Source organism: Brevibacterium zhoupengii (assembly GCF_021117425.1).
Classification (GTDB): domain Bacteria; phylum Actinomycetota; class Actinomycetes; order Actinomycetales; family Brevibacteriaceae; genus Brevibacterium; species Brevibacterium zhoupengii.
Genome location: NZ_CP088298.1, coordinates 3,596,898 through 3,616,115 on the forward strand (window position 1 = coordinate 3,596,898; position 19,218 = coordinate 3,616,115).

The 19,218-nt window shown below is 62.2% G+C and carries 20 protein-coding genes; 10 read left to right on the forward strand and 10 right to left on the reverse strand.

What is annotated here, in order from left to right:
• Window positions 1–65 precede the first annotated feature (65 nt).
• A complete protein-coding gene (locus LQ788_RS16350; protein WP_231442797.1) occupies window positions 66–1,025 on the reverse strand; it encodes an EamA family transporter in 960 nt (319 codons plus the stop codon).
• A gap of 228 nt (window positions 1,026–1,253) precedes the next feature.
• Between LQ788_RS16350 and LQ788_RS16355 the strand changes: the two genes are divergently transcribed.
• From LQ788_RS16355 to pspAB, 9 genes are all read left to right on the forward strand, one after another.
• Window positions 1,254–1,841: a CGNR zinc finger domain-containing protein gene (locus LQ788_RS16355; RefSeq protein WP_231442798.1), complete on the forward strand. Its 588-nt coding sequence runs from the start codon at window positions 1,254–1,256 to the stop codon at window positions 1,839–1,841.
• Window positions 1,842–2,113: 272 nt separating this feature from the next.
• Complete coding sequence (locus tag LQ788_RS16360; RefSeq protein ID WP_009881891.1) at window positions 2,114–2,869, forward strand: response regulator transcription factor; 756 nt, start codon at window positions 2,114–2,116, stop codon at window positions 2,867–2,869.
• Between the two features lie 30 nt (window positions 2,870–2,899).
• Window positions 2,900–4,783: a sensor histidine kinase gene (locus LQ788_RS16365; RefSeq protein ID WP_231442800.1), complete on the forward strand. Its 1,884-nt coding sequence runs from the start codon at window positions 2,900–2,902 to the stop codon at window positions 4,781–4,783.
• On the forward strand, window positions 4,780–6,930 hold the full coding sequence (locus tag LQ788_RS16370) for a trypsin-like peptidase domain-containing protein (RefSeq protein WP_231442802.1): 2,151 nt from the start codon (window positions 4,780–4,782) through the stop codon (window positions 6,928–6,930). Before LQ788_RS16365 ends, LQ788_RS16370 begins: the two co-directional genes overlap by 4 nt.
• A 210-nt stretch (window positions 6,931–7,140) precedes the next feature.
• The gene (locus LQ788_RS16375) at window positions 7,141–7,428 is read left to right on the forward strand and encodes a WXG100 family type VII secretion target (protein WP_231442803.1); all 288 of its coding nucleotides are present in this window, start codon (window positions 7,141–7,143) and stop codon (window positions 7,426–7,428) included.
• A gap of 253 nt (window positions 7,429–7,681) precedes the next feature.
• On the forward strand, window positions 7,682–8,428 hold the full coding sequence (locus tag LQ788_RS16380) for a PspA/IM30 family protein (protein ID WP_231442805.1): 747 nt from the start codon (window positions 7,682–7,684) through the stop codon (window positions 8,426–8,428).
• Window positions 8,425–8,709 (forward strand): PspA-associated protein PspAA, encoded by a 285-nt coding sequence (pspAA, locus tag LQ788_RS16385; protein ID WP_231442807.1) that lies wholly within the window; start codon window positions 8,425–8,427, stop codon window positions 8,707–8,709. Before LQ788_RS16380 ends, pspAA begins: the two co-directional genes overlap by 4 nt.
• Before the next feature lie 87 nt (window positions 8,710–8,796).
• Window positions 8,797–9,708, forward strand: a complete 912-nt coding sequence (gene htpX / locus LQ788_RS16390) for a zinc metalloprotease HtpX (RefSeq protein ID WP_231442808.1) — start codon at window positions 8,797–8,799, stop codon at window positions 9,706–9,708.
• Between the two features lie 51 nt (window positions 9,709–9,759).
• Window positions 9,760–10,359: a PspA-associated protein PspAB gene (gene pspAB, locus LQ788_RS16395; RefSeq protein ID WP_231442810.1), complete on the forward strand. Its 600-nt coding sequence runs from the start codon at window positions 9,760–9,762 to the stop codon at window positions 10,357–10,359.
• 156 nt (window positions 10,360–10,515) lie between these two features.
• Here the strand turns inward: pspAB and LQ788_RS16400 are convergent, their stop codons facing one another.
• The 3 genes from LQ788_RS16400 to LQ788_RS16410 form a co-directional block, all read right to left on the reverse strand.
• On the reverse strand, window positions 10,516–10,728 hold the full coding sequence (locus LQ788_RS16400; RefSeq protein WP_231442811.1) for an RNA-binding S4 domain-containing protein: 213 nt from the start codon (window positions 10,726–10,728) through the stop codon (window positions 10,516–10,518).
• Window positions 10,728–11,531 (reverse strand): hypothetical protein, encoded by an 804-nt coding sequence (locus LQ788_RS16405; RefSeq protein ID WP_231442813.1) that lies wholly within the window; start codon window positions 11,529–11,531, stop codon window positions 10,728–10,730. Before LQ788_RS16405 ends, LQ788_RS16400 begins: the two co-directional genes overlap by 1 nt.
• A gap of 247 nt (window positions 11,532–11,778) precedes the next feature.
• Window positions 11,779–12,528, reverse strand: coding sequence for a TSUP family transporter (locus tag LQ788_RS16410; protein ID WP_231442814.1), 750 nt, complete (start codon window positions 12,526–12,528; stop codon window positions 11,779–11,781).
• Between the two features lie 52 nt (window positions 12,529–12,580).
• Here LQ788_RS16410 and LQ788_RS16415 point away from each other — a divergent pair, with 52 nt between their 5' ends.
• Window positions 12,581–13,357, forward strand: a complete 777-nt coding sequence (locus LQ788_RS16415; RefSeq protein ID WP_231442816.1) for a DUF1707 SHOCT-like domain-containing protein — start codon at window positions 12,581–12,583, stop codon at window positions 13,355–13,357.
• 86 nt (window positions 13,358–13,443) lie between these two features.
• Here LQ788_RS16415 and LQ788_RS16420 read toward each other — a convergent pair whose 3' ends face one another.
• The 6 genes from LQ788_RS16420 to LQ788_RS16445 form a co-directional block, all read right to left on the reverse strand.
• Complete coding sequence (locus tag LQ788_RS16420; RefSeq protein ID WP_231442818.1) at window positions 13,444–13,776, reverse strand: nuclear transport factor 2-like protein; 333 nt, start codon at window positions 13,774–13,776, stop codon at window positions 13,444–13,446.
• Between the two features lie 144 nt (window positions 13,777–13,920).
• Window positions 13,921–15,558 (reverse strand): chaperonin GroEL, encoded by a 1,638-nt coding sequence (gene groL, locus LQ788_RS16425; RefSeq protein ID WP_231442820.1) that lies wholly within the window; start codon window positions 15,556–15,558, stop codon window positions 13,921–13,923.
• A 405-nt stretch (window positions 15,559–15,963) separates the two neighbouring features.
• Complete coding sequence (locus LQ788_RS16430) at window positions 15,964–16,167, reverse strand: cold-shock protein (RefSeq protein WP_009881874.1); 204 nt, start codon at window positions 16,165–16,167, stop codon at window positions 15,964–15,966.
• Between the two features lie 357 nt (window positions 16,168–16,524).
• Window positions 16,525–17,148, reverse strand: a complete 624-nt coding sequence (locus tag LQ788_RS16435; RefSeq protein WP_231442822.1) for a LytR C-terminal domain-containing protein — start codon at window positions 17,146–17,148, stop codon at window positions 16,525–16,527.
• A gap of 2 nt (window positions 17,149–17,150) precedes the next feature.
• The gene (locus LQ788_RS16440; protein WP_009881872.1) at window positions 17,151–17,417 is read right to left on the reverse strand and encodes a DUF3263 domain-containing protein; all 267 of its coding nucleotides are present in this window, start codon (window positions 17,415–17,417) and stop codon (window positions 17,151–17,153) included.
• A gap of 267 nt (window positions 17,418–17,684) precedes the next feature.
• Window positions 17,685–19,151, reverse strand: a complete 1,467-nt coding sequence (locus tag LQ788_RS16445) for an aldehyde dehydrogenase family protein (protein ID WP_231442823.1) — start codon at window positions 19,149–19,151, stop codon at window positions 17,685–17,687.
• Window positions 19,152–19,218: the final 67 nt, after the last annotated feature.

The window sequence follows — 19,218 nt, forward strand, 5'->3', positions numbered from 1 at the left end:
AGCCGCGACTCTTCGATTGAGGCTGAGTCAGCTGGGCCTCAGACTGCGACGCAGTCGGCCGACCCTCAGGCCGAGACGAGTTCCTCGGACGTGACGACGACCTCGCGGGAGGCGACCCGGCGGGCCAAGCGTGCCTCGCCCCATTTGATGAACCCGACGCCGGCGACGATGAAGACACCGCCGAAGAGCTGGATGGGCGCGGGCATCTCGAACAGGATCAGCCAGGCGACGATGACGGAGAAGGGCACCTCGATGAGGTTGACGAAGGATCCGACCGTCGCACCGATGTAGCGCAGGCCGAGGATGCCGGTGATGTAGGCGCCGACGGTGAAGACGACGATCATCGCCATGGGCAGGATCCACGAGACCTTGTAGCCGCCGAAGTCGACATCGGCGGCGACCGCACCAGCCGGCATGACACCGGTGAATACGATGAGCGACATGGCCAGAGCGCCGACGCCCATCCCCAATCCGGTCAATGCGACCGGTGGAACGTTGATGGAGTCCTTCGCCGAGACGAGGAAGTAGCTGGCCAGGCAGACCGCGGCGGCGAGAGCCATGACGACGCCGAAGATGCTGATATCCGAGTTGCGGAGATTGAGGATGAGGACGAGCCCGATCATCGAGACCACCACACCGATGAAGGTCACCGTCGCCGGACGGGTCCGTGTCCGCGCCCAGATCCAGAAGACGATGAGCATCGGCGCGGTCATCTCGAGCAGCAGCGCCACGGCCACGGTGAGGTGTTCGACGGCGACGAAGTAGAAGCCCTGGACACCGGCCATCGACACCAGGCCGTAGGTGAGCACGGTCTTCCAATGCCTGCGCACCTCGTCCCAACGTCCGCGCAGGGCGATGATGCTGGGCACGAGCAGCAGAACGGCCGAGCCGGCCAGTCTGATGAGCACGACCGAGCCCGGGGTCCACCCGATCTCATACATCGTCTTCGCGATCGGTCCCGAGACCGCGAAGAAGAACGCGGAGGCAAGCGTGAGGAGAAACCCCATGACGACGGTACGACTCATTCTTGACCTCCTGAAGTGCATGACTGCTGAAACGATGATGGACGTGCTGGTGGATATGTGATCCGAGTGCGGAGGGAGTGGGGCACACGCCAGCACCCTCGCCGAGGTGGGGCCCAGTCCCGCAGGACTCCGATGTTGATCTGCCGCCTGAAACCAGTATTGAACACGCCCGTGAAATGAGTCAAGTGCATTTTGGTCCTTACATATCTGTGGCAGAATGTGCTCACCATGCCTTTCGCCTATGACATTCGCTCGAATCTCACGATGCTCGTCGACCTCCTCAACACCTCGGGAGCCCTCGCCGAAGACGGAGACGAGCTGACGACAACCGCCGGACTCCGCGGATTCGCGGCCCGGCACGACTTCTCGGGCCCCATCCGGGCCACGAAGTCCGACGTCGATGCCACCCGTCGCCTGCGGGAGAGATTCGCCCTCGCGCTCGATGCGAGCCTCGACGCCGTGACGCCGGCCGAGGTCGAAGCGGGCGAAGAGAGCGTCGTCAATGAGGTCAATCTCACACTGCGCGAGGCCAGTGCACTGCCCCTGCTCGTCAAACACGGGGAGTGGGACTGGCATCTGCACGGGGTGGGCGAGTCAGCGAGTCTGGCCGATCGTGTCGCCGCCGACGTCGCACTCGTCCTCGTCGACCTCATCCGCAGCGGGGACCTCGATCGACTCGGCCGCTGCGCCGCCGAGGACTGCGACGCCTATCTGGCTGACTTCAGCCGCAACCGCTCGAAGCGCTTCTGCGATACCGGCAACTGCGCGAACCGCACGCACGTGGCAGCATTCCGCGCCCGGCAGGCGGACCCCTGAGGCCAGACCCTGGAGGCAGACTCCTGAGGCCAGACTCTCGAGACGACGACCGGGGCCCCACCTCGGCGATGGACACCCGGCGCGGTTCGGCATTTCTGTGCACAAGCTGAGTGCGAGCACATATAACCCTCAATCTGTGGAGGCATTCCTGTGAACGCATGCGGCACTTCAGCCCTCACGGGACTTTTCTGAGAGTTTTCTAGTGACTCAGGTCACATTCGCATTCAGGAAATTATCAAGCCACTATCAGAATTGAGCTTCAGACTAAATACATGACTACAGCAAACGATACCGACATCGAAGCCACACTCCTCGTTGTCGACGATGAGCCCAATATCCGCGAACTCCTCTCGACCAGCCTGCGCTTCGCAGGGTTCGACGTCGTCTCGGCCGCCAACGGCGCCGAAGCTCTTCGTCTGGCCGAGCAGACCAACCCCGACCTCCTCGTCCTCGACGTGATGCTGCCGGACATGGACGGCTTCACTGTCACACGACGCCTCCGCCAGATCGGCATGAACGCTCCCGTCGTGTTCCTCACCGCCCGTGATGACACCTCGGACAAGATCACCGGCCTGACCGTCGGCGGCGACGACTACGTCACCAAGCCCTTCAGCCTCGAAGAGGTCGTCGCCCGCATCCGCGCTGTGCTGCGTCGGACCCGCAGCCTCGAAGACGAAGAGAACGCCGTCATCATGGCCGGCGATCTCGAACTCGATGACGACACCCACGAGGTGCGTCGCTCGGGAATCCTCATCGATCTCTCCCCCACCGAGTTCAAACTGCTGCGCTACCTCATGCTCAACACCAACCGTGTGCTCTCGAAGTCCCAGATCCTCGACCATGTCTGGGAATACGACTTCGGCGGCGACACCGGAATCGTCGAGTCCTATATCTCCTACCTGCGTCGCAAGATCGATGTCACACCGGAGACCGACGCCGCCGGACACCCTGTCGAGATGGAATGGACGCCGATGATTCAGACCAAGCGCGGTGTGGGTTACATGCTGCGCACACCGGAATCCAAGTAGTCGGACAAGCTCAGGCGCTAGATTACTCACGTGGCAAAAGAATCCCGTCCCACCCGACCCGGCTTCTGGGAAGAATGGTCGCTGACTACCAAGCTGCTGGCCATCATGATGCTGCTCATGTTGCTCGTTCTCTCCGGAACGAGCGCCTGGGTGCTCGAGAACCTGCGCGACAGCCTCGTCGAACGCACCGATGAGAGACTCATCAATGCGTCGGAGACGCTTGCCAAGCAGGCTTATCAGGATGTGTTCCAGCCTGCCCAGCTGCAATCGTCGTCATCGTCGAGCAAGGACCAGTCAGCGAACTCGGACAGCAGCGACGGGGCGGATTCCTCCACCGAGACTCCCACCACCATCGATTCGAGCTCCTGGGATGAACTCAAGAGCCTCATGCCCGGTGGCTTCTACGTCCAGTTCTATGACACTGACGGCAAACCGATCAGTGATCCTGTAGCTCCGGAGCCTGGCAACAGCCCGGTTCTGCCGACGATCAACGAGTCGAAGGTCTATGCGCAGGGTGGTGAGCCATTCACCGTCGCCGGGACCACCTCGCAGTGGCGGGCTCGGGCGATGAAGGTTCAGAACACGGACGTACTCGTCTCGATCGCGGTGCCCTTCGACCGCGAGATCGACAACATCAATGAGCGTGCCCGCAATACGATGATCGGCATCGGACTGCTGGCCCTGGCCATGGTGGCAGGTGTCGGATACTGGGCGATCAACAACACGTTCCGGCCGCTGCGCGACATCGAGAAGACTGCCTCGAGGATCGCCGCCGGTGACCTGAGCCAACGGGTGCCGACGTTCCCCCGCAACACCGAACTCGGTCGCCTCTCGGGCGCACTGAACACGATGCTGGGGCGGATCGAGGACTCCTTCGACGGACAGACACGGTCGGAGAAGCGCATCCGCCAGTTCGTCTCCGATGCCTCGCACGAACTGCGCACACCTCTGGTCACGATCCGCGGCTACGCCGAGCTCTACCGGCAGGGCGCAATCACGAAATCCGATGACATCGGCAATGCCATGGAGCGGATGGAGTCCGAGGCCAAACGTATGGGAGTCCTTGTCGATGACCTCGTCGTCCTCGCTCGCCTCGACGAGCAGCGACCTGCCGAGATCGGTCCCATCGACCTCCACCGGATCGCCCGTGACGCCGCCGCCGACGCAGCCGCTCAGGCACCCGACCGGGACATCAGCTTCATCGGGCTCGACGGGGACGATGCTCAGCCCGTGCCGATGATCAGGGGGTCGGAGTCGAAGATCCGCCAGGTCATCGTCAACCTCGCCGGCAACGCTGTCCGCCACACCCCGGAGCACACCGCCATCGAATTCGCCGTCGGCGTCGTCGGAGGCCGCGCCGAGGCGAGCGCGGAGTCAGCAGACCCTTCGAATGGCCAGGACACCGAGTCCAAGACCGGCTCCAACAAGGCCGTGGCAAACAAGACGGGTGCGAACAAGGCCGCGGCGAAGGACAAATCCCGCGAGCGCGGATTCGTCACCGGCGGTGTGCGCATCTTCCGCCGAGGCGACTCGAACGGCAACGATCAGAACGACGCTCAGGCGCCCGCCGGGATTGTGCCGGATATGACGGCGGCCGGGTCGATTACGGTCGACGATTCGCTGCGCGGATTCCCCAATGGACGAGTCAGGATCGAAGTTCGCGATCACGGCGACGGGATCGACCCCGAGGTCGTGCCCCGGATCTTCGAGAGGTTCTATCGCCTCGATGTGTCCAGGACCCGCGATACCGGCGGGTCTGGTCTCGGACTTTCCATCGTCAAGGCGATCGTGGAGAACCACCATGGTGCGATATCGGTGCACCAGACCCCGGGCGGCGGTGCAACGTTCCGCATCGATCTACCTATCTCAGACACTGAAGACAGCGCTCCGGACGCACGAAAGGACGAGCGATGAGCAGCAACGACCCCAACAATCAGGGCAACAATTCCGACTACCGGGGACGGCACGGGGACCAGGACCACCGCACGTTCCCCACCGATGGCTCACGCGAATCCTCAGATGACCCACGCAGCTCGGCACCAGGATCCCAAGGCTCTGCGGAGGGCTCACGCCGCTCTGCCGAGGTCCCTCGCACGTTCCCGAGCAACTCGAGTGGATCCAGCGGATTCAGTGGAGCCAATGGGTCGAACGGTCCTGCGCGGGTCAGTCCTCCGGTCGCACCCTCTTCTCGCTCGAACAGCTCTGAGCAGGGTCAGACACCCTGGCAGGGTCAGGATCCGCGACAACGCCAGGCTCCGTGGCAGGGCCAGGACCCGAGGCAGAACCCGGAGTCGAATCCTTCTCCGGTGCAGCCGACTCGTGTTCAGCCCCCTGTGGACGCATCGACAGAACAGTCCGCACAATCCGGATACCCCGCACAATCCGGGTCAGCGGGAGGCTATCAGGGGTATCAGAGCCAACAGGGATATCAGGGGCAGCAGGGGCAGCCGCCACAGGGGCCCGGCGCTGGTGCGAACCAGTCCTACGATGGAGCCCAGCGCTACGGCAACACTCAGCGCTACGATCGCAGCCCAGACACTGGCGGAGGCGGTCACATCGGCTATTCCTCTCCCGGAACCAATGCAGCCCACGGTGCATCGCAGACTGGCACCAACTCCCCCACCGATCCGAATCCCTACGGCACGCCGTATGCGCAGGGAACCGGACAGCCCGGCACAGGGTCTGGCCCAGGCGCAGGGGCAGGGACAGTTGCGGGAGCCGGCCCCGATGCCGCCGCAGGCGCAGCAGGAGCGGCCGCCTATGGTCATATGGGCAGCCAACCGAACCCCGGCGGCTACCCCCAGACCGGGTCAGCAGGCTTCCACTCCGGTCCCGGTGGCCAAGGAGACCCCGGCGACCCCAACGGACCAAGTGACCCCTATGGACCAAACGGTCCTGGTGGACCAGGTGGACCGTACGGTCCAGGGCCGTACGGAGTCGAAGCACCACCTCGGCGAGAGAAGCGAGGACCGGGCTGGTTCGCCACCATCGCGATCGCCGCAGTTGCTGCGCTTCTCGGTGGAGCCGCGGCCTTCGGCGGGAGCTACGCAGTCAATGCCTTCGGCGGTGAGGACTCACGCAAAGTCGCTGATCAGACCATCGAAACCCCAGATTGGACCGAGGTCGCCAAGCAGACGTCCCAGAGCGTCGTCTCGATCCAGGTCGGCACCAACGGACAGGTGCAGGGACTGGGTTCAGGCTCGATCTACGATGACCAGGGACACGTCATCACAAACAATCACGTGGTGGCACCTGCCGACACACCTTCCGGCGAGATCGCTGTGACGATGAAGAACGGGGGGACGGTGAAAGCCGAGATCGTCGGCCGCGACCCCTCGACCGATATCGCGGTCATCAAACTCGACCAAGTTCCCAAGGACGCAGGTCCCCTCCCCGTCGGTGACTCGAAGGAGATGAAGGTGGGAGATCCGGTGATGGCACTGGGCAATCCTCTGGGTCTCGCGGATTCGGTCACCACCGGCATCGTCTCGGCTCTTGATCGGCCGGTCTCGACGGAGAACATCGGCGAGGACGCGACCTCGCAGGAGAAGGAGATGACGATCACCAACGCCATCCAGACGGATGCTGCGATCAACCCCGGCAACTCCGGCGGTCCGCTGGTCGACGGTGATGGCAACTTCATCGGAGTGAATTCCGCTGCGGCATCACTGAGCCAGGCTGGTGAAGGTGGCCAGTCAGGATCGATCGGCATCGGGTTCGCCATCCCCTCGTCGCAGGCCGTGATGATCGCCGACCAGCTCATCTCCAGCGGCAAGGCGCTGCATCCGTTCCTCGGGATCACGCTGACGGACGGACAGATCAACAGCGGCGGCGCTACCCAGGGCAGCGCCAAGGTCCAGTCTGTGCAGTCCGGGTCACCGGCATCCAAAGCAGGTTTCAAGGACGGCGATGACATCGTGGCCGTTGGTGGGACCAAGGTCAACAATGCCATCGCTCTGCGTGCACTCGTCCGTGCACAGCCGACGAACACGCCCGTCGACTTCACGGTCGTGCGCGGCGGCCAGGAACAGACGCTCAAGACGACTTTGGTCCTGAAGTGACGACATCGACCTTTCAGCAGAGGGTCGACCGGACTTGAGTGCAGATCACTGTGGATGACGATCCCACTCGTGGGCATTGAGGGTGTGGACAGCCAAGCGCTGTCCACACCCTCTTTCTCTGAGCTTCCGCCGGTACAGGAGAGCCGCGAAGATGAGTGCCAGTCCCGGTGCTTCGTCCCAAGCTCCGGTGTTCCACCGATAGGAGAAGTCATGAGTTTCGAAGTCGATGCCGAACGCGTCTCGTCCGCCGCCACCGCCACGGCAGGCACCTCCCGCACCCTTGTCGCGGAATCAAACACAATGCTGAGGAATCTTTTGGCCCTGCAGGAGTGTTGGAAGGGTAGTGCGGCACAGAATTTCCAGACGGTCATCAATGAGTGGGAAGGTGCGCAGAAGCAGCTGTTCGAATCGTTGACCTCGATCCACGGGGCGCTGAACACCGCAGCTGCGCAGTACTCGGAGGTGGAAGCCGCGAATTCTCGGCTCTTCGCTCCGTGAGGCTCGAGTCACCCGCGTCAGTCGGCGTCACCGGCCACCGGAACCCATCGGCGGCCCGAGTCGCAGGCACGCTGTGGCTACCGAATCCCGCCCGGATCGTCTGTTCGATTTCTATGTCCGCGTCTGGCAAATTATCAGCCTTTGTTAGTAGGCTGATAGCGATAGTTCGCGGCGGTGCTGGATGGGTTTCTCCAGGTTAGGAGACGACCGGTCTGCAGCGTCGGGTCAAGACCAATGCAGGAGTCGACTACGGATGAGCATCTTCCAAAGGATCGCGGCGATCTTTGGCGCCAAGGCCAACAAGGCACTGGACAAAGCCGAGAACCCCAATGAAACCCTCGATTATTCATATCAGAAGCAGCTTGAGCTGCTGCAGAAGGTACGCCGCGGTGTTGCCGATGTCGCCACCAGCCGCAAGCGCCTCGAGCTGCAGATCACCCAGCTCGAACAGCAGCAGAACAAGCTCAGCGGTCAGGCCCAGAAGGCCATGGAGGTCGGCCGCGAGGACCTCGCACGTGAGGCACTGACACGGAAGTCGGGCCTGGACCAGCAGATCACCGATCTGCAGGGACAGCACGAAGGACTGCAGGGCGAAGAGCAGAAGCTGACTCTGGCATCACAGCGGCTGCAGGCCAAGGTCGACGCCTTCCGCACACGGAAGGAAACGATCAAGGCCACATACAACGCAGCAGAGGCACAGTCGAAGATCGGTGAAGCCTTCTCGGGAATCTCCGAAGAACTCGGCGACGTCGGGCTCGCGGTCCAGCGCGCCGAGGACAAGACCGCTTCGCTGCAGGCACGTGCCGGTGCAGTCGACGAGCTCATCGCTTCGGGTGCCCTCGAAGATGTCACCGGTTCGTCGAAGGACGACATCAGTGCACAGCTCGATGCGCTCTCAAGCGAGAACGATGTCGAGATGGAACTCAACCGGATGCGTGAGTCACTGCCAGCGTCGTCGAACAAGCAGCAGCAGTCGCTTGAAGGCGAGGACAAGCAATGATCATCCGAATCATGGGCGAAGGCCAGTTTGATGTTGCAGACGTCGACCAGAACCTGATGCAGAAGTACGACAACCAGGTCGAGGACGCAGTCAAGGCAGGAAACGAAGAGGCTGCCAAGAACGCTCTGCAGTCCCTCCACGACTACGTCGTCGGGAACGGCAAGCCCGTCTCCGATGACTATCTCGGTTCGAGCGAGGCCGTCGTACCGTTCATCGATGCGACGCTGCAGGAGATCACGGAGCTCCTCACCGGTGAAGGCTTCATCCCGGATCCAGCCTGATCCACATAGTTTGATATCGATGATTCCGGCCCACTGCCTTCACCCGAGGTTGTGGGCCGGAACTGACTTAACCAGAGAGGAACCACGATGAAGAATCGCTTCGTCAAGGACAACGGACTCACCATGCGCATGGGGTGGACGATCTTCCTCAACGGACTCATCTATGTGATCCTCATTCTGGCCATCTGGTGGATCTTCGGAGGAAGCGTCTCCGGAGTCATCATCGCCGTGCTCATCAGCGCGGGCGCGTTCTTCTTCCAGTGGTACTTCTCCGACAAGATCGCGATGAAGGCGATGGGTGCACGGGAGGTCGCCCCCGAGGAGGCCCCGGAGCTGCACACCATGGTCGATCGTCTCTGTCAGCTTGCCGATTCAACCAAGCCACGCGTCGCCGTATCGAACTCAGCGATTCCCAATGCCTTCGCCACCGGTCGTTCACCGCAGCGTTCGGTCGTCTGTGTCACCCGCGGCCTGCTCGAGAAACTCGACCGTGATGAGGTCGAGGTCGTGCTCGCTCACGAACTCTCCCACGTCGCCCACCGCGACGTCACCGTCATGACCGTCGCCGGAGTCACCGGCGTCGTGGCCGCACTGATGATGCGCGCCGGCTACTACATGAGCTTCGGACGTTCGAACAACAACAACGGCGGCGTCCCCGTCCAGCTGCTGTTCGTCCTCGTCGGAGCCGTCGTCTACGGCCTCTCGTTCCTCCTCATCCGCAGCCTCTCGCGCTACCGCGAACTGGCCGCAGACAGAGCAGCCGCGATCCTCACAGGCGCGCCTTCGACCTTGGCCTCTGCGCTGACGAAGCTGAGCGGAGACATGAGCAAGATCCCGGAGAAGGATCTGCGAGCCTCTTCTTCGGCAAACCATCTGGCGCTCATTCCCGCCGCCAGCGGCAAGGCCGCCATCACGCAGCTCTTCTCCACTCACCCTTCCCTCGACAAGCGCTTGGAGCAGCTGGCGAGGATCTCCGGGCAGCTCTCACAGCAGCAGTGACGATCACTGCGCTGACCTCAATCGCACCGACCGACATCCACTAGGAGTTTCATGGGTTTCTTCGACGCGCTGTTGGGCCGTTCCAAACCGAAGCGGGCTAACCTCGACGATCTTTTCGCGCTTCCCCCCGCCGCGCTGACGCTCGAAGCCGCGACCGGCTTCAAACCCACCGGCGTCGGAGCAGTGGCGTTCCGACAGGTCGAGGGGGCGGCGTTCCAGACCGCTGAGTCCGAGAGCATCGCCCTCATCAGCTCCGATCCGGCCGCGAACGTGTCACAGCGCAACGACGGCTTCGGCTACACCTGGCAGGTGGTCTCCGACAACGACGCCGAGGTGGTCAACCTCGTAACCAATCTGCACGCCGTGAATTCGGCTCTGGTCAGCCAGGGGTTCGATACCATGCTGCTGTGCTCGACCGTCTACTTCGCCAACCCGGACGGACGCCGCCTGGCACTCGTCTACCAGTACAAGCGCGGTACGTTCTATCCGTTCGCACAGTCGGGTGCCAAGCAGCGTGACAATCCTCTGGAGATTCAGATCCGCGGCGTGCTGGCCAACGAACTCCCGTTCGAAGAGGACACGTCACGGTGGTCGGCGCTATGGGACGCACCGGGCCTCAACGACTCACCTGAGTCGAACACACAGCGCTGATCCCCGGGCGCCCGAGAGCCCCGGGCGCCCAAGGGATCAGATAAGGCAGAAGGGACGTCCCCGCGGGGGCGTCCCTTCTGCCTTATCAGTACCAGTCAGTTCCAGTTCAGCGGCCGCTGTGACTCTGGACCCTGAGTCCTATTCGATTGCAGTGACCTATTCAGTCGATATCTGGATGACCTCACCCAGCGCTTCGACCGTGTCTCCCGGACGGATCGTGGCACCTCGGCGAGTTTCGACCTCACCGTTGACCACAACTTCACCGTCAGCGATCATGTCCTTGGCCATCGCACCGTGTTCGGCGACACCATGGAGCTTGAGCAGCTGACCGAGTTTGATCGAATCGCCGCGAATCTCGATCGTCTCCATCAGAAAAGATCTCCCAGGTCGAATCCGTCGCCGCCGAAGAGACCGCCGCCATCGCCGCCGTCGCCTCCACCGAAGAATCCTCCGCCGTCTCCGCCAGCATCGCCACCACCGGCGTCACCGCCGGTCGCGTCTCCGCCGACGTCGCCGTCCCAGCCACCGCCGCCCATGCCGCCGAACATCATCGACCCCATGAGCACGCCGGGCAGAAGTCCCGAGCCTGCATAGGAGTTGAAGTATCCGCGGTTGTATTCGGCGTAGGCAGGGCCTGCTTCCCAGTAGGCACGGCGAGTGTGTCCGTCACCGGTCACGACCTTGCGCACCGCTGGTTCGGCGCCCACGGCCACGCGTTCGGCATCGGCAGCACAGACGGGAACCGGTCGCAGCTGTCCACCGGCTGGTGCCCAGTCGATGTCCTCGACCGAGGGGCCGTGCTGTGGGTTGAAGAAGCATGGGGGGCGACGGACGGGAAGCGGCTTACCGTCAACGCGGGCCCGCAGGCACTTTGCGGCATAGCGACCGTCCTCCAGAGCCTCGGTGACATGGCGGATGTCGGAGGGCTCGTCGACTTTGTCGAGCGTCTCCTTGGCGACGTCGTAGGAATCCAGTGCCTGCTTGTAATCCTGCGAACCGCCGGTGTCGAGTTCGACCCCGGCGGTGAGGATATCGAGTTCGGCGACTTCCTCGCCGAAGGACGTGACGTCTTCTTCAGCGGTCTTCGTCACCTGACGGAGCTCAGCGTCGGCGAGCTCCTTCTTTCGGTGCTTTTCCTTGCGGTAGCTCACGAAGAAAATGGTGCCGAGCACCACGAGTATTATCAGGAATACTGCTCCCACGATCTATGCCTCCCCAGCAAAACGAGTCACCAATCAGTATGCCGGATGAGTCTGACAAGGGACTGAACCGAAACCTTGTATCCGCTCAGTTGGCGGGCCCAAAACCTGAACTTCCGACCGGCACCCGTCCCCACACCGATCGCGGTATTCGTCCCGACGCTCATCGCGGTCACAGCAGGTGCCCGAGTCCGGCCTGCGAAGAGTGTGAGACGTGGCCTCAGCTCAGGTGGCTGAGACCTTTGACGAGGGTCGCAGCTCCACCGCCGAGGGCGAGGATGATCATCGCGATTCGCGCAGTCGAGGATTCGATCTTCTTCGACAGCCAGTCACCGCTGACCAGTCCTGCGACGAGCACCGCCCCGATTCCGATCCAGGTCGGTGCCGCCAACTGCGGCCAGGAACTGTGATCGAACACGGCCTTGAAGATGACCGCCGAGGTGGTCCCCACGACAAGGAACGGCTGCAGAGTGGCCGCGAACTTCCGCTGTTCCCATCTCGTCAGCACAGCGTAGGCGCTGACGGCCGGTCCTCCCGCCCCCGCAGCTGCTGACATCGTTCCCGAGAGGAATCCGGTCGTGAATTTGGTGCCGAAGTTCACCGGCACGGTCTTACCGACCCGGCCGATGATCATAGAGCTGATGAGGGAGACGATGATGAGCAGACCGATGAGTATCTGCAGAGGTGGGGCCGGAAGAGCCGCGGCCAGGAGAGCACCCGGGATCGAGCCGAGCACGGCACCCGACGACAGCTTCCAGAACGAGCCCCACTCCACCTCTTCGAAGGTGCGGACGAAGACGGTGCCGCTGGCGATGATGCCGCAGATGTTGACGAGCACGACACCGGAGAACGGGTCGAGCAGAAGCACAAGGAAAGGGCCACTGACCAGGCCGAATCCCATACCCGTGACCCGCTGCGACACTGCCCCGAGGAACACTGCGAACAGGATGAGCACAACGACGGGTTCCATTTGCTCAATTCTAGTTCAGGGCTCATATCCGGGCGGGGTTACAGTAATAGTCATGAATGCCTCGCCCCTGTGGTCCCGATTCAGCGCTGATCCCCGCGCTTACGGACAGGTGCGCGCGTCTGACGCCGATCGCGCCGTCGTGACCGATGTGCTGTCCGAGGCGTTTGCGCTGGGCCAGATCGATGCGGAGGAATTCGACGAACGCAGTGAGGCTGCCAACCGCCTGAAGACTCTGGGAGAGGTCCCCGAACTCGTGCAGGACCTCGTCATCGCCGAGGCGGGCGAGGTCGAACCCGGAGAACTCGACGATTCCGCTCGCGCTCAGGCCCTGGCCCGGTTGGATGCCGATCGTGTCCCGATCACCCCTGAACAGATCGATGCCGCCGCACAGAAGTACTACCGGGACCGAGTCCGGAATGCGCTGTTGGGAATGATCGCAGGTCCTGCTGGCGTCACCCTTGCCATCTGGGCCTTCACCTCATTCGCTTCGGGCGGGCTGATCTTCTTCTGGCCGATCTTCGTCATCCTACCGATGCTCTTCGGGGCGATCTCACAGATCTCCAACAAGGAGAGCCTCATCCGGAACCGGAAGCGCGAGCTGACGAAACGGGCCAGGGCGCAGCTCGGCGATGCCGAAGCGAAACGCGAGCTCGAAGAGCGCAGGAACAACGATGACGACGATGAGGATCCCGAGGATACGTTCGGTCGCGGATTGCAGCCACCTCATCCCCTTGCCCCGCCCTTCTCACCGGGACGAGACTCGCCACGTGATGAAATGCGCAGGCGACGCGAAGAGCGCCGCCGCAGACGCCGAAACCCCTGGGACTGAAGCACCCACGTCCGCACGCAGGCCAGTCCGCCCAGCAGGCCAGTGCTCAAGTCAGATCACCACGCTGGCCTGCCCCAGTATGCCTGTCAGGGGTGAAAGACCCGGATCTGAGCGAATTCCTCGGCTTTGTTGGTACGGAACCACAACGTGTGTGAGAAGTGTTGGATGTCGTCTCCATCGCTCGAGTTCTCCCACTGCCCCCATGCCGCGGCGGCCTTGCCGTGGGTGATGGCGGCCTCGAGATGACCGGCCACGGGATTCGAAGCTGAGATACCCAGCAGAGCGGCGAGGACCTCATCACGACCGGTGCTGGTCGCGACTCCCCCGCTGCCGACGATCTGGAGGATGCAGTCCTCAGCGATCACCTCGGCGAGGGCGGGCTCGTCTCCTGTGAACAGGTTCTCCTCGAACCTGGCCACGAACATATTCTTGGGGCTGTTTCCACACGATTCTGTGCCAGTGAACGTCATGGCACCCAGGCTACGGTACGGCCAGCAGGCAGAGAAGAGACGTGCCGGCACCCTTTCGGGTACCGGCACGGCTCATCGAGCGAGAGGGGCTGATCAGAAGCCCATGCCGCCCATTCCGTCCATACCGGCAGCAGCTGCGTCGGCACCTGGTGCAGCCTTCTCAGGCTTGTCGGCGACAACCGACTCGGTGGTGAGGAACAGACCAGCGATCGAGGCGGCGTTCTGCAGAGCAGAGCGGGTCACCTTGACCGGGTCGTTGATGCCAGCGGCCAACAGGTCCTCGTACTCACCGGTTGCGGCGTTGAGACCGAATCCGGCTTCGAGGTTGGCGACCTTATCGGCAACCACACCGGCTTCGAGGCCGGCGTTGGTGGCGATCTGCTTCAGCGGAGCTTCGATGGCAACCTTGACGATGTTGGCACCGGTTGCTTCGTCGCCCTCGAGTGCGAGGTTGGCGAAGGCAGTCTTGCCCGCCTGGATGAGCGAGACGCCGCCACCGGCGACGATTCCCTCTTCCACAGCAGCCTTGGCGTTGCGCACTGCATCTTCGATGCGGTGCTTGGTTTCCTTGAGCTCGACCTCGGTCGCGGCTCCGGCCTTGATGACTGCAACGCCGCCGGCCAGCTTGGCCAGACGTTCCTGCAGCTTCTCGCGGTCGTAGTCCGAATCCGAGTTTTCGATCTCGGCACGGATCTGGGCGACCCGACCTGCGATCTCCTCGGCGTCTCCGGCACCTTCGACGATGGTGGTCTCGTCCTTGGTGATGACAACCTTGCGGGCGGTGCCCAGCAGTTCGGTGGTCACGTTGTCGAGCTTGAGCCCGACTTCCTCGGACACGACCTGACCACCGGTGAGGATGGCGATGTCGGCCAGCTGAGCCTTGCGGCGGTCTCCAAAGCCAGGAGCCTTGACGGCCACGGACTTGAAGGTGCCACGGATCTTGTTCAGCACGAGAACCGCGAGAGCTTCGCCCTCGACGTCTTCAGCGATGATGAACAGCGGCTTGTTGGACTGCTGGACCTTCTCAAGGACGGGCAGCAGATCCTTCACGTTCGAGATCTTGGAGTTGACGATGAGGATGTAGGGGTCCTCGAGGACAGCTTCCTGGCGATCTGTGTCCGTGACGAAGTAACCGGAGATGTAGCCCTTGTCGAAGCGCATGCCCTCGGTCAGTTCGAGTTCGAGTCCGAAGGTGTTGGACTCCTCGACGGTGACGACGCCTTCCTTGCCGACTTTGTCGATGGCCTCGGCGATCAGTTCACCGATCGCAGGATCTCCAGCGGAGATACCGGCGGTAGCGGCGATCTGTTCCTTGGTCTCGATGTCGATGGCGTTCTCAAGCAGCACACCGGTGACGGCTTCAACAGCCTTCTCGATGCCGCGCTTGAGGCTGAGCGGGTCAGCACCAGCTGCCACGTTGCGCAGGCCTTCGCGGACGAGAGCCTGAGCGAGAACGGTAGCTGTGGTGGTGCCGTCGCCTGCGACGTCGTCAGTCTTCTTGGCGACTTCCTTGACGAGCTCAGCGCCGATCTTCTCGTAGGGATCCTCGAGTTCGATCTCCTTGGCAATGGAGACACCATCGTTGGTGATGGTGGGAGCGCCCCACTGCTTTTCGAGCACGACATTGCGGCCACGGGGTCCAAGGGTTACCTTGACCGCGTCCGCAAGCTGGTTGAGACCTGCTTCGAGTCCCCGACGAGCTTCTTCGTCGAATGCAATCATCTTTGCCATAGTGGCTTAGATCCTCCCTGATGGAGTGGAGTGGGATTCCAGAGCAGTCGTCAACGCCCGCGACGGCAGAGAGTGGGTCCGCATGTTCCATTCCACATATGGACCACGCTCTCGAGACAACTGATGAGAAACCCAGTGGTTTTCACCAGTACTAGATTTAGCACTCTCCCCATGCGAGTGCAAATATTGCGCGTTCCCGCGGCCTTCGAATCGGGTGGATTCCGCGGGATTGCGCGGTTCGGCCCAGCGCGAAACTTCAGCGCCGTCCACTGCGTGGACCGCTGCGCGCCAGACAACTGAAAAGCGCCAAGCAGTTACCTGCTTGGCGCTTTCCCCGATCGGAGGGATTCGGGCTTTCGCCGTCTTCCCGCCGCAGCGGATCAAAAGAGTTTACGTACGTGAGTCTCAGAGGAGGGTGACGGATTCCGCCTGAGGACCCTTTTGTCCTTCTCCAACTTCGAACTCAACCTGCTGGCCCTCTTCGAGAGCGCGGTAGCCGTCCATCTGGATTGCGCTCCAGTGAACGAACACGTCCTGGTTGTTGCCTTCCAGGGTGATGAATCCGTAGCCCTTTTCGGCGTTGAACCATTTGACGGTACCTTGTGCCATTACTTCTCCATACAGTGCAGTGTCATTGACATTCCGTCACCTCATTGCGACCGGTCTGGCCGCGCCGCGGACAACGGAAGCTAGTAAAAATCAACCGACCCCGCGATTTCTCTCATTGACCTCTAGAGAATGATCTCGGTGAAGCACGAATAGAACACAAGGGCAGTGCTTGCCTAGCTGATGCAACTCTACCCCAGCGCCGCACAGGTCCTCCGGCCGCTCAACACTGTTACCAATTCGTTATCAAGGTGTGTTCGACGGCGTCTTTTCCGGTACGAAACCTCCGCCGATCACCGACTTCACCGGCACAAAAGAGAAATGCGCTGCCGGTCATGACAACGAGCTGGCGCGTGGGCCTCAGCCGTTGTTGTCCACAGCCCCGGCCGAGCCGGAATCTGCGCCGCCTTCGGCCGAATCGCCCTCGCCGGAGCCGCCTTCGCTGGGCTCTGGTCCGCGCTCGGCGATGTCGGAGCAGATGACGACGGTGATGTCCGCGTCGAAGTCCGTCGAGGCTTCTGTGGCCTCGATTCCGAGTGCGTCGGCGACCATCTTCGCCTGAGATTTATTCGACTCGTCCGAGTAGTAGACCGTGGAGACGCTCAGCCCGGTCGAATAGTTGCCGACCTGGCCGATGCCCCAGCCCTTCTCCTCCACTGCTTCGGAGAATTTCTTCGCAACTCCGGAGACTCCCGAACCATTGAGCACGTCAACCGTAAGCTCCGAATCGGCGACGCTGACTTCGCTTTCACTCGGCGATGGGCTCGCCGAGGCGGTCTTATCGGATCCGGAATCGGCGACGTTGGACTCGGGGTCCTTCATCGAGGACGTGATGATGTTGATGGCCGCGACCACCAGCAGAACGGCAACAAGTGCCAGGATGATGACCAGCGCGATGGCACCGACGTTCGATTGCGCTGAGGAGTCCTGTCGATGGGCTCCGCTGCGTCGTCCGGGTTCGATCTCGTCGAATTCGTCAGTCATGTCTACCTCGAGACGCGGGCTTGTGCGCGTTCGCTCTGCCGCGTGGTGCGGATGCGACGCAGGCGTTTGACCAGCATAGGGTCACTGGCAAGTGCGGCAGGATTGTCGAGCAGGGAATTGAGGATCTGGAAGTAGCTGGTGGCAGACATGTCGAACCGTTCACGGATCGCGTGGTCCTTGGCTCCACCGTATTTCCACCACCGCCGCTCGAACTCCAAAACGGACACCTCGAGCTCACTCAGTTCGGGGGCGCCTTGGTTCTGCGGCATAGAGGTTGTGCTCCTTCGAGAAGAATCGTTGCTTCTATATTATCGCCCGGAGGACAGGACTGAAATTCGCGGCGCGCCGCCGCTGCCCTGCAGGCGCGGATTCATGCGCCTCTCGGCGCTTTCTTCCGGCGCCTTCCACCCTTTGGGAAGCAGGCGACCCACCCTGCTGCAGGCGGCTCACCACAGAGGGTGAACCGGCCGCGGCCGAGTGGGTCGACAGTGCTGCTGCGACGGTCCTTGGCAGATCGTCCGTCAGATTCGGGCTGATCAGCGGATGCGGATGTTGACCTGCTTGATCTGGGTGAAGCCTTCGAGCATGCCTTCCAGTGAGGCCTCACGGCCGAAGCCGGAGGTCTTCATACCGCCGTAGGACTGCCCGGCCAGCTGACCGCCGCCCTGGTTGACCTGGACCCAGCCGGATTCGATCCGGTTGGCCATGGTCAGTGCGGCATCGACGTTCCTTGTGAAAACGAAGGCGGCGAGGCCGAATTCGCTGTCATTGGCCATGTCGATGACCTCGTCGACGTCTTTCCAGGGAATGACCGAGAGGACGGGTCCGAAGATCTCCTCCTGGCTGGTCTGCCATTCGTTCTTGGCCTTGGAGAAGATGACCGGTGCGTGGTAAAAACCGGGTTCGCCGACTTCGAGTGAGTCCGAACCGTCGTAGGCGATCTCGACGCCGTCCATCGACTTGCCCATCTCGATGTAGTCCGAGACCTGGTTGTACTGCTTCTCGTTGATGATGCAGCCGATGTCCGAATCCTCGTTGCGAGGGTCACCGACCTTCATCTTCGACACGGCGTCGACGAGCTTGGCCAGGAAGTCGTCGTAGATGTCCTCGTGGAGGAACAGACGCGAACCCATCGTGCAGGACTGGCCCTGACGTGCGAAGCGCGTCGAGAGCAGCACCTGCTGGAGTGTGTCGTCATCGTTGGAGTCGGGGAAGACGATGTTGGGGCTCTTGCCGCCGAGTTCCATCGAGGAGTGAGCGAGGCGTCCGCCTGCCAGTTCGGCGACGTGACGGCCGACGTTCGTCGAACCGGTGAACGAGACCTTGTCGACGTCGGGGTGGACGTTGAGCGCCTCGCCGATGACCGAGCCCTTGCCAGTGACGACGTTGAGGACGCCGGCCGGCAGGATGTCGGCCAGCAGTTCAGCCATCTTCAGAATCGTCAGCGGCGCATCCTCAGCGCACTTGAGGACGATCGTGTTGCCCGCGGCCAGTGCGGCTGGGGTCTTGAAGGCCGCAATCATCAGCGGTGAGTTCCAGGGCAGGATTCCGGCGACGACGCCCAGCGGAACGCGTTTCGTGTACTGCAGCTGTCCGTCACCGGCAGGCAGGGTATTGCCCTTGACCTCACCTGCGACACCGCCCATGTAGCGGAACAGGTCGGCCAGGATGATCGTCTCCGGACGTGCCTGGGTGCGGATGGCGTTGCCTGTGTCGATCGCAGTCAGCTGGGCCAGTTCCTCGGACGCAGCATCAAGTGCGTCCGCGCAGCGGATGAGCATCTTCTGGCGTTCCTTGAATGGCAAAGCGGCCCATTCGGGGAAGGCCTTCCGAGCGGCCTTGACGGCGCGATCGGCGTCTTCTTCCTTGCCATTGGCCACAGTGGCGATCACTACGTTGCGATCAATGGGGGTGATGACGTCTTTCCTGTCACCGTCGGCAGCTTCGACCCATTCTCCGCCGATGAACATCTTCCAGTTCGTGGCCTCGGGAAATTGCGACATTGTGATCCTTTCACCTACATAGTTCTCCGCTGAACTCTCTCCGACGAGCATATCGCCTGCCCCCATC